This is a genomic window from Pantoea sp. EABMAA-21 (assembly GCF_030053335.1).
Taxonomy (GTDB): domain Bacteria; phylum Pseudomonadota; class Gammaproteobacteria; order Enterobacterales; family Enterobacteriaceae; genus Pantoea; species Pantoea communis.
Genome location: NZ_JASGBX010000013.1, coordinates 60,690 through 77,103 on the forward strand (window position 1 = coordinate 60,690; position 16,414 = coordinate 77,103).

The 16,414-nt window shown below is 51.9% G+C and carries 11 protein-coding genes; 3 read left to right on the forward strand and 8 right to left on the reverse strand.

All coding sequences use genetic code 11. The annotated features are described in order from the left end of the window. Nucleotides 1-5: 5 nt before the first annotated feature. The 8 genes from lpxK to serC form a co-directional block, all read right to left on the reverse strand. Nucleotides 6-1,007: a tetraacyldisaccharide 4'-kinase gene (gene lpxK / locus QMZ65_RS18335; RefSeq protein WP_097119322.1), complete on the reverse strand. Its 1,002-nt coding sequence runs from the start codon at nt 1,005-1,007 to the stop codon at nt 6-8. Beyond that, nucleotides 1,004-2,752, reverse strand: a complete 1,749-nt coding sequence (gene msbA, locus QMZ65_RS18340; RefSeq protein ID WP_097119323.1) for a lipid A ABC transporter ATP-binding protein/permease MsbA — start codon at nt 2,750-2,752, stop codon at nt 1,004-1,006. Before msbA ends, lpxK begins: the two co-directional genes overlap by 4 nt. Before the next feature lie 34 nt (nt 2,753-2,786). Further along, complete coding sequence (locus tag QMZ65_RS18345) at nt 2,787-5,045, reverse strand: DNA internalization-related competence protein ComEC/Rec2 (protein ID WP_283216474.1); 2,259 nt, start codon at nt 5,043-5,045, stop codon at nt 2,787-2,789. A 200-nt stretch (nt 5,046-5,245) separates the two neighbouring features. After that, nucleotides 5,246-5,530 carry an integration host factor subunit beta gene (gene ihfB / locus QMZ65_RS18350; protein ID WP_003849360.1) on the reverse strand — a complete coding sequence of 95 codons (285 nt, stop codon included), beginning with the start codon at nt 5,528-5,530 and terminating at the stop codon, nt 5,246-5,248. Nucleotides 5,531-5,616: 86 nt separating this feature from the next. Continuing rightward, nucleotides 5,617-7,290, reverse strand: a complete 1,674-nt coding sequence (gene rpsA, locus QMZ65_RS18355) for a 30S ribosomal protein S1 (protein ID WP_034820570.1) — start codon at nt 7,288-7,290, stop codon at nt 5,617-5,619. 122 nt (nt 7,291-7,412) lie between these two features. Further along, complete coding sequence (gene cmk / locus QMZ65_RS18360; protein ID WP_034820574.1) at nt 7,413-8,093, reverse strand: (d)CMP kinase; 681 nt, start codon at nt 8,091-8,093, stop codon at nt 7,413-7,415. Nucleotides 8,094-8,290: 197 nt separating this feature from the next. Then, nucleotides 8,291-9,577, reverse strand: a complete 1,287-nt coding sequence (gene aroA, locus QMZ65_RS18365) for a 3-phosphoshikimate 1-carboxyvinyltransferase (protein ID WP_283216475.1) — start codon at nt 9,575-9,577, stop codon at nt 8,291-8,293. Nucleotides 9,578-9,658: 81 nt separating this feature from the next. Further along, on the reverse strand, nt 9,659-10,744 hold the full coding sequence (gene serC / locus QMZ65_RS18370) for a 3-phosphoserine/phosphohydroxythreonine transaminase (protein WP_097119326.1): 1,086 nt from the start codon (nt 10,742-10,744) through the stop codon (nt 9,659-9,661). 313 nt (nt 10,745-11,057) lie between these two features. Between serC and ycaO the strand changes: the two genes are divergently transcribed. From ycaO to pflB, 3 genes are all read left to right on the forward strand, one after another. Beyond that, nucleotides 11,058-12,818, forward strand: a complete 1,761-nt coding sequence (gene ycaO / locus QMZ65_RS18375) for a 30S ribosomal protein S12 methylthiotransferase accessory factor YcaO (RefSeq protein WP_097119327.1) — start codon at nt 11,058-11,060, stop codon at nt 12,816-12,818. Nucleotides 12,819-13,172: 354 nt separating this feature from the next. Then, nucleotides 13,173-14,033, forward strand: coding sequence for a formate transporter FocA (gene focA, locus QMZ65_RS18380; RefSeq protein WP_283216476.1), 861 nt, complete (start codon nt 13,173-13,175; stop codon nt 14,031-14,033). A gap of 67 nt (nt 14,034-14,100) precedes the next feature. Next, on the forward strand, nt 14,101-16,383 hold the full coding sequence (pflB, locus tag QMZ65_RS18385; RefSeq protein WP_097119328.1) for a formate C-acetyltransferase: 2,283 nt from the start codon (nt 14,101-14,103) through the stop codon (nt 16,381-16,383). The last annotated feature ends 31 nt before the right edge of the window (nt 16,384-16,414 follow it).

Below are 16,414 nucleotides of genomic sequence, written 5' to 3' on the forward strand. Positions count from 1 at the left end.
CAGGTTTAGCGCGAACGGGTGTCGCGCGCAGTCGTGCAGAGTTGGGTCACATCGGCGAGTAAAGCATCCAGGGACGCCCCCGACAGATCGGCATCAACCGGTAGATACCACCAGTTGTCACGTGCAAAACTACGGCATTTCACTGCGTCTTTTTCGGTCATCAGCAGGCATTGATGAGTCTGCGTCAAACGCTGTAACTCTTCTTTGCTATAAGCATGGTGATCGGCAAACGCGATTTCTGCCACCGGCTGGATGCCTTGCTGTTGCAACGTTTTGAAGAACCGCGGCGGATGCCCAATGCCGGCCATCGCCACCGTTTCTGGCAATTGATCGAGGTTGGCTGTCTCACCGTTCACCAGATTGATCGCCTTGCCGGGACGCAACGTCATGGCGATCTCACCGGCTTGCGCCTCTCCACCATTGACGATGATGGCATTGACGCTTTGCAGCCGGGATGCGCGCTCACGCATCGGACCTGCGGGCAGCCACCAGCCATTACCGAAGCGACGGACACCATCCACTACCACAATTTCACGATCGCGCTGCAACGCGTAATGTTGCAGCCCGTCGTCGGTAATAATCACATCCAGTTCCTGTGCGGCCAGCAGTCCTTCTACCGCCATACGGCGTTGAGGCGCGACGGCTACCGGCGCCTGAGTACGCTGCGCGATTAATACCGGCTCGTCGCCGGCTTGTGATGTCGGGGTATCGGCCGTCACCAGCAGTGGATAACGCTCAGCCTTTCCACCATAGCCGCGTGAGACAACGCCAACGCGCAGGCCACGCTGTTGCAGTGCCTGAACCAGCCAAATCACCACCGGCGTTTTACCGTTGCCGCCAGCCGTCAGATTACCTACCACAATCACCGGACAGGGCGCACGCCAGCTTTTACGCCAGCCACGCTGATAGCTGAGGCGAATCAAACTGCTGATTGCGCCATACAGCAAACTCAGTGGCCACAATAGCAGCCACAGTGGCGAGCGCCCGCTCCAGATGCGTTCAATCATTGACCAAACTGCAGTTTGTGAAGCTGTGCATAGGCACCCTTTTCGGCCAGCAACACGCTGTGCGTACCGCGTTCAACGATACGACCATCCTCAACGACCACGATTTCATCGGCTTTTTCGATGGTCGACAGGCGGTGCGCAATCACTAGCGAAGTGCGGTTTTTCTGCAGCTCATCCAGTGCGGCCTGAATCGCGCGCTCGGATTCGGTATCCAGTGCTGAGGTCGCTTCATCAAGGATCAGAATCGGGCAATCACGCAGCAATGCGCGCGCGATGGCGATACGTTGACGCTGGCCACCTGACAGCAACACGCCGTTCTCACCAATCACGGTATCCAGACCGTTATCCATCTTCTTAATAAAGTCCATGGCGTGCGCCATAGTCGCTGCCTGTTCAATCTGCTCGCGGGTGTATTCTCCATTGCGTGCATAAGCAATGTTATTGGCAATGGTGTCGTTGAACAGATGAACATTCTGAGATACCAGCGCCACCTGATTACGCAGCGAACGCAGGGTGTATTCACGCAGATCGTGGCCATCCAGCAGAATTTCACCGGAGTCGATATCGTAGAAACGGGTCAATAGGCTCGCCATGGTCGATTTACCCGATCCTGAGCGTCCTACCAATGCCACGGTTTTGCCCTCGGGCAGTGACAGATTGATATCACGCAGCGCCGGGACTTCACGGCCAGGATAGGTAAAGGTCACATTGCGGAATTCGACATCGCCTTTGGCACGCGTGATTTCACGCTTGCCATTATCGATTTCCTGTTCGCTATCCAGAATTGAGAACAAGGTCTGACAAGCAGCCATACCGCGCTGGAACTGGGCATTGACGTTAGTCAGCGACTTCAGTGGACGCATCAAGGCAATCATCGATGAGAACACCACAGTGATGGTACCGGCGGTGAGAGTTTCCATCACGCTGGGGAAACTGGCGGCGTAGAGCACAAATGCCAGTGCCAGAGAAGCAATCAGCTGAATGACCGGATCGGAAATGGAAGATGCCGAAACCAGTTTCATGCCCTGCTGGCGCATTTTGTTGCTCACCTGGGAGAAACGCTGTGCTTCAACATCCTGACCACCAAAGATCAGCACCTCTTTGTGCCCTTTCAGCATCTGTTCAGCACTGGTGGTGACTTGTCCCATGGTGTTCTGCATGTTTTTACTGATGCTGCGGAAGCGTTTGGACACTGTGCGAATCGCAAAGGAAACAATTGGCGCAAGGACAATCAAAATTAATGACAGCTGCCAGCTGTAGTAGAACATCATGATAAACAGGCCGATGATCGAGGCGCCTTCACGTACGACCGTCACCAGTGCACTGGAAGAGGACGAAGCAACCTGCTCGGAATCATAAGTGATGCGTGACAGCAATGTGCCGGTTGATTGCTGGTCAAAGAACGCCACGGGCATGCCCATCATGTGACCAAACAAGCGGCGGCGCATATTCATGACCACGTTGCCCGATACCCAAGAGATGCAATAACTGGAGATGTAGCTGGTCACGCCACGCACCAGCATCAGGCCAATCACCACCAGTGGCATCCAAAGCATGACGGAGCGGTCGGCCTTGCCGAAGCCATCATCCAGTAAAGGTTTCAACAGCGACAGCATTAAGGTATCGCCGGCCGCATTGAGAATCAGCGCCACCGCAGACACAAACAGTCCTGCTTTGTGCGGCGCAATCATCGGCCAGAGTCGGCGGAACGTCTGCCACGTTGAGAGATCTTTGTCTTGATGCATTATTTATTCACGCTGTTTGAAATAGCCGCTCATTCTACCTGGATTCACGTTTGACGCCAAACCACTGATGATACCAGCGAGGTTTTATTTGCTCCCTCAATCCCTTAATCTGCCATTCACCCTGCCGAATACCAATGTGGACCTGCCCGGATTGTGCCGTGTCATACCAGAGATAGCCCTGCTGGCGATAGCGTTCAACCACCGCTACGGCAGGCATGCGCCAGGCGTTATAGCGCGCCACCGACGCCACCGCGCCCTTTCCTGCAACACTACGTAACAGTAAAGGCCCCGAAGAGGTTCGGCTACCATGATGAGGGACCTGCATTAACGTGCTGGTGAGCTGGGTTTTCTCTAATGCCACCAATTTTCTTTCTGCTTCTGACTCAATATCCCCGGTGAGCAGCAGGCTGACAGCTCCATCGTCTACGCGTACGACACAAGAGTCATTATTTTGCCCTTGCGTATTCCCTGCGGGCGGCCAGAGTGCCGTAAAGGTCAGTTTGCCCCATTGCCACTGCTCTCCTCGCTGACAGGGTAAATGTCCCGCTTCACCCAATGCACTGCGGATCATCATATTGGGATTTGCCTGATGCAGTGAATTCAGCCCACCCCGATGATCCAGATGCTTATGACTTACCACCACCGTGTTTAGCTGTCGTCCCTTATACAGTAACCATGGCAGTATCACACGCGCGCCCGCATCATCTTCATTCCAGCGTGGACCCGCATCGTACAACACCACTTCATTACCCTGTGTAATCGCGATCGCCAGACCATGGCCCACATCCAGCACATCAATCTGCCAGTCATCTTGTTCAGACTGATGACGCCATAACAGAAATGCCAGTGCGCAGCCGCAGCAAAGCATCAGCGTGTTATTCAGCAAACCACTGCGCCACATAAATAAACCGCCCCATAGCAGGGCCACTGCCGGCAAGGCATCATTTAACGGCCACCATCCTGCTGGCAAGTATGCCAGGCCCTGCATCACCTGATTGACAGAAAAATCCGCCAACCGCCACAGTACCGAAGCGATGGGTTGTATGGGCAGCAAAAGCGCCAGCAGTATCAATGGCACGGTGAAAAGCGATACCACAGGCACCGCGATGAGGTTAGCGGCCAGTGCACTGAGGCTGATTCCCTGAAATAAAAAAATCTGCAGAGGAGCCATCAGTATCATCATGCCGAGCTGTAAGTGCAGCAATCTCAGCGGCAGCCAGCGCCAGGCCTGACGGTATCGATCCGGCAAGGCAAACCACTGGAACCAGATGATTAACATGGCGACGGCAAGAGCAGAGAGCCAAAAGCTTTCAGATAAGACGGTGAGGGGATCAAGCCAAAGCAGTACACCCATGCACAGTGTCCAAATCTGCCAGCCTGTTAACTGCCAGCCAGCGATTCTTATCGTTGTCCACATTAGTAGCGCGGCCAGCGCGCGCTGTGCTGGTGCATGGCTGCCCGACAGCCAGCAGTAGATTGTCGCGGTAATGATGCTCCCCATCAGTGGCAGCAGATAACCGATGGTGTGCGCAGGCTGCAGCAGCTGCAAGCCACGTACTATCATCCAGCCAACGCTGGCCGCTAGCGCAATATGCATACCGGAAATCGCCATTAAGTGTGCGGTTCCGGTCTCACGTAATAATTGTCGCTGGGTTTTGGTCATGTTCTCACGTTCGCCAAAAGCCAGCGCCTGCAAAATGGCCGGTTGTTGCAGGTGTTCAAAAAGAGGTTGATGATGGCGCATAACCTGCGTTCGCAAATTACAATCTACCGATTCCGCCAGCTGGTTAATGATTCTCCCCTGCAAAGGTGTGTGGTTTGCCAGCGCAAAACGTTGGGCATCAAACCCGCCTTCATTCAAGCGACCATGCACTGCACGCAAGCGTAAGGTCATTTTCCAGCGTTGCCCTGCACAATACCCCGATTCACCTGGCTCCGCATTGATACTGACAAACAACGGCGGGAACTGATATCGCTCACCCACACGGATAATCTGGGCTTTAAATTGCTGTTGATTTTCCTTCACATCAACAATACGCAGCGTCACTTCGGCTGGCGCCATTGAAAGCTGGTCAATCACATTCAGCATCTGTCTCGCTTCCAGTAGCGCCCACGCCAGAAGCAGGATACCCATGCCAATAAGACGCAGCCCATCCCAAGGCAGGGATGCCACAATAAGTGCTAGTAGCACCATCACAGCGATCATTTCCATGGTCGGTATTTGAGGTAACAAACCCAATGGTAGCGCCGCCAGGATCATGATTCTGGCTACTGCAATCCCTGTTATACGCATCACTTTTCTCCCGCAATGGGCACCAGTTTGCGTGCAATTGGCAGGAATAGCTTTCAGGAATGGGGAGAGCTGGATTGCGGATGCCAAACAATCGAAGTGGCTTTCATTGTTGATGTGGGTTTAGGAATCAGATTCACAACAACGAATTTTGAGCAAAAAAAACGACACCCAGAGGTGTCGCTTTGTCGTTCGGTAACGGCTTAGCCGTAGATATTTGCACGGTCACGCAATTCTTTGCCCGGCTTGAAGTGGGGAACGTATTTACCTTCCAGATCCACTTTATCACCCGTTTTCGGGTTACGACCAGTGCGCGGTGCGCGGTAGTGCAAAGAAAAGCTGCCGAATCCCCGGATTTCAATGCGCTCGCCCTGTGCCAACGTGGTGGCCATGTGCTCGAGCATCTCTTTAACTGCATCCTCAACGACTTTCGCCGGAATATGAGTATGCTGTCCAGCAAGTCTTTCAATAAGTTCTGACTTGGTCATGTAACCTCCGGTTAATCCTTAATGGGAAAGGTATGACAGCTTTTACCGAAACCGGACGACTTACATCGTCCGGTGCCTCGGGTCGATTACTCGCCTTTAGCCGCTTTGAACGCTTCAGCCATAGCGCTAGAGAAGTTGCTTTCTTCCTGTTTGGTGTTAACAGTGTTGATAGCTTCTTTCTCATCAGCCTGGTCTTTAGCACGAACAGACAGGCTTACAACGCGGTTCTTACGGTCAACGCCGGTGAACTTAGCTTCAACGTCGTCACCAACACTCAGAACCAGAGTTGCGTCTTCGATACGGTCCAGTGAAGCTTCTGAAGCGCGCAGGTAACCTTCAACGCCATCAGCCAATTCTACTGTAGCACCTTTAGCGTCTACTGCAGTTACTTTACCGTTAACGATAGCGCCTTTCTTGTTCAGGGTGATGTAGTTGTTGAATGGATCTTCAGCCAACTGCTTCACGCCCAGAGAGATGCGCTCGCGCTCTGCATCAACCTGCAGTACAACAGCAGCGATTTCGTCGCCTTTTTTGTACTCACGAACGGCTTCTTCGCCAGTCGCGTTCCAGGAGATGTCTGACAGGTGAACCAGACCGTCGATGCCACCGTCCAGGCCGATGAAGATACCGAAGTCAGTGATTGACTTGATTTTACCTTCAACGCGATCGCCTTTGTTGTGGGTCTCAGCGAACTGCTGCCATGGGTTGTTTTTGCACTGCTTCAGACCCAGGGAGATACGACGACGTTCTTCGTCGATGTCCAGAACCATAACTTCAACAACATCGCCCACGTTAACAACTTTAGATGGGTGAATGTTTTTGTTGGTCCAGTCCATTTCAGAAACGTGTACCAGACCTTCAACGCCTTCTTCGATTTCAACGAAGCAGCCGTAATCAGTCAGGTTGGTTACACGGCCAGTCAGCTTGGTGCCTTCTGGGTAACGCTTAGCGATAGCAACCCATGGATCTTCGCCCAGCTGTTTCAGGCCCAGAGATACACGAGTACGCTCGCGGTCGAACTTCAGCACTTTAACAGTGATTTCGTCGCCCACGTTGACGATTTCGCTTGGATGCTTAACGCGTTTCCAGGCCATATCGGTGATGTGCAGCAGGCCGTCAACGCCACCCAGGTCCACGAATGCGCCGTAGTCAGTGAGGTTCTTAACGATACCTTTAACTTCCATGCCTTCCTGCAGGTTTTCCAGCAGCTGATCGCGTTCAGCGCTGTTTTCAGATTCGATAACTGCGCGGCGAGAAACCACCACGTTGTTACGTTTCTGATCAAGCTTGATAACTTTGAACTCAAGCTCTTTGCCTTCCAGGTGCAGAGTATCGCGAACCGGACGAACGTCAACCAGTGAACCTGGCAGGAACGCACGAATACCGTTCAGCTCAACTGTGAAGCCACCTTTAACTTTGCCGTTGATAACACCGGTAACAGTTTCAGCTTCTTCGTAAGCTTTTTCCAGCGTGATCCAAGCTTCGTGACGCTTAGCTTTCTCACGGGACAGCAGGGTTTCACCGAAGCCGTCTTCAACTGCGTCAAGCGCAACGTCAACTTCGTCGCCAACCTGGATTTCCAGTTCGCCGGCTGCGTTCTTGAACTGCTCTGCAGGAATTGCAGACTCAGATTTCAGACCCGCATCAACCAGGACTACGTCTTTATCGATAGAGACAACAACGCCACGAACGATGGAACCCGGACGGGTTTCGATTTCTTTCAGTGATTCTTCAAATAGTTGAGCAAAAGATTCAGTCATATTGATAATCTTAGGATTCTTCAATTTAACGTCCACCTGACGTCATTGTCGGATGGGGTTGTTTCACATGCCCAGCACCGGATCCGTGGTACAGGGTTACTACAATTCAGTTACCGAATAGATTAAATGCCCAGCTTTTGGCGGGCATAATCAAGTGCCTTTTCAATCACTTGCTCAATGGACATACTGGTTGAATCCAGCACCAGAGCATCAGCGGCAGGCACTAAAGGCGCAATTGCACGATTACGATCGCGGTCGTCGCGTTCCTTTATCTCGGATAAAAGGCGATCAAAGTTAACATTAAAGCCCTTCTCCTGCAACTGTAGCATACGACGGTGAGCACGCTCTTCCGAACTTGCATCCAGGAAGATTTTTACCGGTGCATCGGGGAATACCACGGTGCCCATATCGCGGCCATCCGCAATCAAACCCGGCTCTTCACGGAATGCTCGCTGGCGACGCAGCAGCGCTTCACGCACGCGTGGGAAAGCAGCAACCCGCGAAGCCGTATTGCTCACCTCCTGCGTACGGATTTCACCGGTCACATCCTCACCTTCCAAAATGACCTGCATTTCGCCTTCAACAGACAAGAAACGCACGTCGAGGTGAGCCGCCATAGGCACTAATGCTTCTTCGGATTCAATATCCACCTGATGATGAAGTGCAGCCAATGCAAGTACGCGATAAATGGCACCAGAATCCAGCAAGTGCCACTGCAATGACTCCGCCATCGCTTTACACAAAGTCCCTTTACCTGCGCCACTTGGGCCATCAATGGTAATTACCGGGGCGATTGCCGTCATTGTTCTCTCCTGTTGCTGCGTGCTTATTATCAGCCTTCTTGGCTGTTTGAATGCGCGGCATTATACGCTGCCCGCGTCAGGTTAGTTACCCTTTAGCGTAGACAGCGCCAGAATTTTCGACAGATTCAGAAGAATTTCCGCCCAACAAGACCAGAAGAGAGCGAGGAAACCCGGCACAAGCGTACCGGGTAGCGTGATCAAGAGGTCTGGCTGATTTTCGCCAACTGCTGGAAGTAATCCGGGAAGGTTTTCGCCGTGCAGCCGGGATCAAGAATGGTGACAGGCGTGTCCGATAACGACACCAGCGCAAAGCACATCGCCATGCGGTGATCGTTATAAGTGCCAATATCCGCATGCTGAAGCTGAGCCGGTGGAGTGACACGAATAAAATCGTGACCTTCTTCTACTTCCGCACCCACTTTGCGCAATTCGGTCGCCATCGCCGCTAAGCGGTCAGTCTCTTTCACACGCCAGTTGTAGATATTTCGCATCAAGGTGGTGCCTTCCGCGAACAACGCCGTGGTGGCAATGGTCATCGCCGCATCTGGAATATGGTTCATGTCCATATCAATCGCGGTCAGAGAACCTCGTGTGCAGGCAATATAGTCATCACCCCACTCGATCACCGCACCCATTTTTTCCAGCACATCAGCAAAGCGGATGTCGCCCTGAACGCTGTTGCGGCCAATCCCGGTTACGCGAACCGTTCCACCTTTAATGGCGGCGGCGGCGAGGAAATAAGAGGCAGAAGAGGCATCGCCCTCCACCAGATAATCGCCCCGAGATTGATACTGCTGCTGGCCTTTCACCACAAAGCGCTGGTAGTTCTGGTTATCGACTTCGACACCAAAACAACGCATCAGGTGCAGTGTAATATCAATGTACGGCTTAGAAACCAGATCACCTTTGATGGTAATCACAGTGTCTTTCGGTGCCAGCGGAGCGGTCATTAGCAATGCGGTCAGGAACTGGCTAGAAACACTACCGTCCACACTGACATCGCCACCTACAAACCCGCCGTTCAGACGCAGCGGCGGATAATCCGTCTGCTCCAGGTAATCAATTTTGGCTCCGCCCTGACGCAACGCATCCACCAGATGACCAATTGGGCGCTCTTTCATGCGAGGTTCGCCAGTCAGCACAATCGACTGTTGACCCAGGCATAGTGCGGCAGCCAGCGGACGCATAGCAGTACCGGCGTTGCCCAGAAAGAGTTCCAGGGCCTGGTCACTGTGCAGCGGACCTGCATTTCCCACCACTTCGCACACGGTACGATCGGCAGAGAGCGTGTAATTGACGCCCAGCGCCTTCAGCGCATTCAGCATGTGTTTAACGTCATCGCTGTCCAGCAAATTGGTCAGGCGAGTCGTGCCGTTGGCCAGCGCGGCCAATAACAATGCACGGTTAGAAACGCTTTTTGAACCCGGTAAGTTTACCGTGCCGTCAACGCGAGCAATCGGTTGTAGAGTCAGGGAGTCCTGCATGTGAAACCAAATCTCCAGAAAAGACAAAACCCCGTTGTTTAACGGGGCCAGTGGCCAGCCAGGCTGGCCGATGATGAGTAATTAGCCGTGACGACGTTCGAAGTCGATCATGAACTCAGTCAGGGCTTTCACCCCTTCCAGCGGCATCGCATTGTAGATCGACGCACGCATACCGCCAACCACGCGGTGTCCTTTCAGTGCATGCAGGCCTGCCTGCAGAGACTCGTCCAGAAACACTTTGTCCAGCGCGGCATCAGCCAGCTGGAACGGCACGTTCATACGTGAACGGTTCGCAGCGGCAACATCGTTACGGTAGAAGCTGCTGTTATCAATGACGCCATAGAGCAGGTCTGCTTTCGCCTGATTGACCTTATCCATCTCAGCAACACCGCCCTTCTCTTTCAGCCATTTGAATACCAGACCAGAGAGGTACCAGGCAAAAGTCGGCGGTGTGTTGAACATGGATTCGTTTTCAGCCAGCACCTTGTAATCAAGGATAGAAGGCACATAACGCTGCGCTTTGCCCAGCAGATCCTCACGCACCACCACCAGCGTTAATCCCGCTGGACCGATGTTTTTCTGTGCGCCTGCGTAGATCACACCGTAACGGCTGACATCGATTGGGCGAGACATAATGGTTGAAGAAAGATCAGCCACCACGACTTTGTCACCAAAGTCAGGCTCTTCATCGATAGCAATACCATCAATGGTTTCATTCGGGCAGAAATGCACATAGGCAGCATCATCGTTGAGCTGCCATTCACGCATCGGTAACAAAGCACGTTTACCGTTAAGCGTGGTTTTGACGTCGATGGTGTTCGGGGTGCAATATTTTTCAGCTTCTTTGATCGCGCTGTGTGCCCAGTAGCCGCCATCAATATAGTCAGCGGATTTCGCATCACCTAACAGGTTACCCGGGATAGCTGCGAACTGCGCGCGAGCGCCACCATGGCAGAATAAAACTTTGTAGTTCGATGGGATCTTCAGCAGATCTCGAAAATCCTGTTCTGCGGCTTCAGCGACAGCAATGAACTCTTTACTGCGATGGCTGATCTCCATTACAGAGGTGCCTAATCCGTGCCAGTTTGTCAGTTCTTGTTCTGCACGACGGAGCACTTCTACCGGCAGCATCGCTGGGCCGGAGCTAAAATTATAAACCTGCGTCATTTCCCCTCACCACTGTCATATCGAACGGTTATGAATACCGTATCGGTTTTATCATTGCCTCCGAATGGCTGCAATCATTAATCCGATAGCGATCACAATTCCGGGGCGGGCTCCACCGCAGCTTATGTCATAAATGCAATAAGCCACGGAATTTTGTGAGGGAGATTCCCGATGTAAAATCAGAATGCTGCCAGGTGATGAAATAGCCATGACAATACCGCGATAAATTTAGACCACTGAATAGCGAAGCAGGCGCAAAACCCGTATCATTGCGCGCTTTACGCCCACCCCATCGACTTGAGAGAGCGCCAACATGACGCAAACGTTTATTCCAGGAAAAGACGCCGCACTGGAAGACTCCATCGCACGTTTCCAGCACAAACTGCAGGACCTGGGCTTCAACATTGAAGAAGCCTCCTGGCTGAACCCGGTTCCACACGTCTGGTCTGTGCATATCCGCGATCGCGACTGCCCGCTGTGCTTTACCAATGGTAAAGGTGCCAGTAAGAAAGCGGCACTGGCTTCGGCGTTAGGCGAATATTTTGAGCGTCTCTCAACCAACTACTTCTTCGCCGATTTCTGGCTCGGTCAGTCCATCGCCAACGGCGATTTCGTTCACTACCCGAATGAGAAGTGGTTCCCATTGACCGACGATGACAGTTTACCAGCAGGGATTCTGGATGCGCGTCTGCAGAAATTTTACGATCCAGAAGATAGTCTGAGCGCCTCAGATCTGATTGACCTGCAGTCAGGTAATGTTGACCGTGGTATCTGCGGCCTGCCATTTACTCGTCAATCCGACCAGCAGACGGTGTACATCCCGATGAACATCATCGGCAACCTGTATGTTTCTAACGGCATGTCTGCCGGTAACACCGCGAATGAAGCGCGTGTACAAGGCCTGTCTGAAGTCTTTGAGCGCCACATCAAAAACCGCATTATCGCTGAGTCAATTAGCCTGCCAGAAATTCCTGCTGAAGTGATGCAGCGTTACCCCGGCGTGATTGAGGCGATTGAACGTCTGGAAGCCGAAGGTTTCCCGATCTTCTCCTACGATGCTTCACTGGGCGGCAAGTACCCGGTTATCTGCGTAGTGTTGTTTAACCCGGCCAACGGCACTTGCTTTGCTTCATTCGGCGCGCACCCTGACTTTGGTGTGGCATTGGAACGTACCGTTACTGAACTGCTCCAGGGCCGTGGGCTGAAAGACCTGGATGTCTTCACCCCACCGACCTTTGATGATGAAGAAGTGGCTGAACACGCCAACCTGGAAACCCACTTTATCGATTCCAGTGGTTTAATCTCCTGGGACATGTTCAAAGATGATGCGGATTATCCTTTCGTCGACTGGAGTTTCTCAGGCAGCACGCACGAAGAGTTTGATACGCTGATGGCTATCTTCCGCGCGGAAGATCAAGAGGTTTACATCGCGGATTATGAGCATCTGGGCGTTTACGCCTGCCGTATCATCGTACCGGGCATGTCAGATATTTATCCGGCAGAAGACCTGTTATTGGCCAACAACAGCATGGGCGCGCCGCTGCGTGAAACGTTGCTGGCGCTGCCAGCCAGTGAGTGGGAACCGGAGGCGTATTTGAACCTCATCGAGCAGTTGGATGAAGAAGGTCATGACGACTTCACTCGCGTCCGTGAGCTGCTGGGTCTGGCGTCAGGTAAAGACAATGGCTGGTACACCCTTCGTATTGGCGAGCTGAAAGCCATGCTGGCATTGGCGGGCGGAGATTTGGATCAGGCTCTGATCTGGACGGAATGGACCATGGAGTTCAACCAGTCAATCTTCAGCGCTGAACGCGCCAACTATTACCGTTGCCTGCAAACCCTGCTGTTGCTCGCCATGGAGGAAGAACGCGATCCTCTGCAATATCATCGTGCCTTTGTGCGGATGTATGGCGAAAACGCCGTTGATGCCGCTTCTGCAGCGATCAGCGGTGAAGCACCATTCTACGGCCTGCAAGCGGTAGACCTGGATCTGAAAGCCTTCCCGGCTCATCAGGCCCTGCTGGCCGCCTACGAAAAACTGCAGGCAGCAAAACGTAACTATTGGTCAAAGTAATATTCACGGGCGCTTAGCGCGATATTTTTGCTAACGTTGAGAATGGCACTGATTAATCCCGGTGCCATTTTTTTTGCCTCAAATTGTCATACTCAACATTGAATATTGATAATTAACAATTCAGTTTCATTGATTAAACTGAATTAACATTAAGTCAATTTCAAAGACCCCCATTAAACTTATTTTGCATAAATTAAAAATTTTTTAGTTGTTATAATTCAAATTTTTACATGAAAATTCCTTAGCTTAACGCCTCGCTTACCCCGTACCTCCCTGCCATTTATGATCCACATCAATTCCTGACCTATACTCCTTTGTTAGTATCTTTACAGACAATTTCAGGAGAGCGTTAGTGTGAAAGCTGACAACCCTTTTAATGCATTATTACCCGCGGCCATGGCGAAAGTTGCTGAAGATGCCGGCGTCTATAAAGCCACTAAACATCCTTTAACCACCTTCTTCTTAGCCATCACTGCTGGCGTATTTATTTCTATCGCATTTGTTTTCTACATTACTGCCACCACCGGTAGTGGCGCGATGCCCTATGGTATTGCGAAACTGATTGGCGGTATCTGCTTCTCTCTGGGTTTGATGCTGGTTGTGGTATGTGGCGCGGACCTTTTCACTTCGACGGTTTTGATTGTGGTGGCGAAAGCCAGCGGGCGCATCACCTGGATGCAACTCGGTCGTCATTGGCTGAATGTCTATATCGGTAACCTGTTTGGTGCGCTGTTCTTTGTCGCGCTGATTTGGTTAGCAGGTGAACATATGGTTGCCAACGGTGCGTGGGGGTTGAACGTCCTGCAAACCGCCGATCACAAAATGCATCACACGTTTATTGAGGCCGTTAGCCTCGGCACACTGGCTAATCTGATGGTTTGCCTGGCCGTATGGATGAGTTACTCCGGCCGCAGTCTGTTTGACAAAATGTTTGCCATGATATTGCCGGTCGGGATGTTCGTTGCCAGCGGATTTGAGCACAGCATCGCCAACATGTTTTTAATCCCTATGGCCATTGTCATTCGCGACTTCGCCAGCCCGGAATTCTGGCAACTGGCCGTCTCCAGCGCCGCACAGTTCCCCTCTCTCAGCGTTGGCGACTTTATTGTTAACAACCTTATTCCCGTGACAATCGGCAACATTATCGGCGGCGGATTGTTAGTCGGTTTGACCTACTGGGTCATCTATCTTCGTGGTGATGAGCCGGTTCACTAAGCAATTGATACGGGCGTGCTCAAGGGCACGTCATCGTCAGAGTCTCCCTAAATAAGGCAGGTATATCATGTCCGAACTTAACGAAAAAATGGCGTCAGCCTGGGAAGGATTTAGCGCCGGCGAATGGCAGAACGGTGTCAACGTACGTGACTTTATCCAGAAAAACTACACCCCCTATGAAGGTGACGAATCTTTCCTCGCAGGCGCCACACCCGCCACCACTAAACTGTGGGACAGCGTGCTGGAAGGTATTAAGATTGAGAACCGCACCCATGCACCGGTTGATTTCGATACCGACCTGGCTTCTACCATCACGTCACATGATGCGGGTTATATCAATAAATCGCTGGAGACCATCGTAGGTCTGCAGACTGAAGCTCCACTGAAACGCGCCATTATACCGTTTGGCGGCATCAAAATGGTCGAGGGCTCTTGTAAGGTTTATGGCCGTGAACTCGACCCAGCCCTGAAAAAAGTCTTTACCGACTATCGTAAAACTCATAACCAGGGTGTGTTCGATGTCTATACCCCTGATATTCTGCGCTGCCGTAAATCCGGTGTCTTAACCGGTCTGCCAGATGCTTATGGTCGTGGTCGTATCATCGGTGACTATCGCCGCGTGGCGCTGTACGGCATCGATTATCTGATGAAAGATAAAGTGGCGCAGTTCAATTCACTGCAAAGCGATATGGAAAATGGTGTCAATCTTGAAGCCACCATCCGCCTGCGTGAAGAAATCTCCGAGCAACACCGTGCGCTTGGCCAGATTAAAGAAATGGCTGCCAAATACGGCTCTGATATTTCTCTGCCCGCTACCACAGCGCAAGAGGCTGTACAGTGGACCTACTTCGGCTATCTGGCCGCGGTGAAATCACAGAACGGCGCCGCGATGTCATTCGGTCGCGTATCCACCTTCCTCGATGTTTATATCGACCGTGATATTAAAGCGGGCAAACTGACTGAAGAAGGCGCGCAGGAGTTAATTGACCACCTGGTGATGAAACTGCGTATGGTACGTTTCCTGCGCACTCCAGAATATGACGAACTATTCTCAGGTGACCCAATCTGGGCAACCGAGTCTCTGGCCGGTATGGGTGTCGATGGCCGTACTTTAGTCACCAAAAGTACCTTCCGCTTCCTGAACACCTTGTACACCATGGGCCCATCACCGGAACCTAACATGACCATTCTGTGGTCAGAAAAGCTGCCGGTTAACTTTAAGAAATATGCGGCCAAAGTCTCTATCGATACGTCTTCATTGCAGTATGAGAATGACGATCTGATGCGTCCTGACTTTGATAACGATGACTACGCGATCGCCTGCTGTGTGAGCCCAATGATTGTCGGCAAACAGATGCAGTTCTTCGGCGCCCGCGCCAACCTCGCTAAAACACTGCTGTATGCAATCAACGGTGGCGTGGACGAAAAACTGAAAATGCAGGTTGGCCCGAAAGAAGCGCCAATCACTGATGAAATTCTGGATTTCGACACGGTGATGGCACGTCTGGATCACTTCATGGATTGGCTGGCTAAACAGTATGTCACTTCATTGAATATCATCCATTACATGCATGATAAGTACAGCTATGAAGCTTCACTGATGGCGCTGCATGACCGTGACGTCTATCGCACCATGGCGTGTGGTATCGCAGGCTTGTCAGTGGCGGCGGATTCCCTGTCTGCCATTAAATATGCCAAAGTAAAAGCCGTGCGTGATGCGGATGGTCTGGCCGTAGATTTCGAGATTGAAGGCGAGTATCCGCAGTTTGGTAACAACGATTCACGCGTCGATGATATGGCGTGTGACCTGGTTGAACGTTTCATGAAGAAAATTCAGAAACTGCAAACCTATCGTAATGCAGTACCTACCCAGTCGGTGCTGACCATCACCTCTAACGTGGTGTACGGTAAGAAAACCGGTAACACCCCTGATGGTCGTCGTGCAGGTGCGCCATTCGGTCCAGGTGCTAACCCTATGCACGGTCGCGATCAGAAAGGTGCCGTTGCCTCACTGACCTCTGTTGCCAAACTGCCGTTTGCTTACGCGAAAGATGGTATTTCCTATACCTTCTCCATCGTGCCAAATGCACTGGGTAAAGATGACAACGTGCGTAAAACCAACCTTGCGGGCCTGATGGATGGTTACTTCCACCATGAAGCCAATATCGAGGGCGGTCAGCACCTTAACGTCAACGTCATGAACCGTGAGATGCTGCTGGATGCGATGGAACATCCGGAGAAATATCCACAGCTGACCATTCGTGTTTCCGGTTATGCTGTGCGCTTTAACTCGCTGACCAAAGAGCAGCAGCAGGATGTGATTACCCGTACGTTCACTCAGTCCCTGTAATCCTCCCCTGAAATGTAAAGGCTCCTGCGGG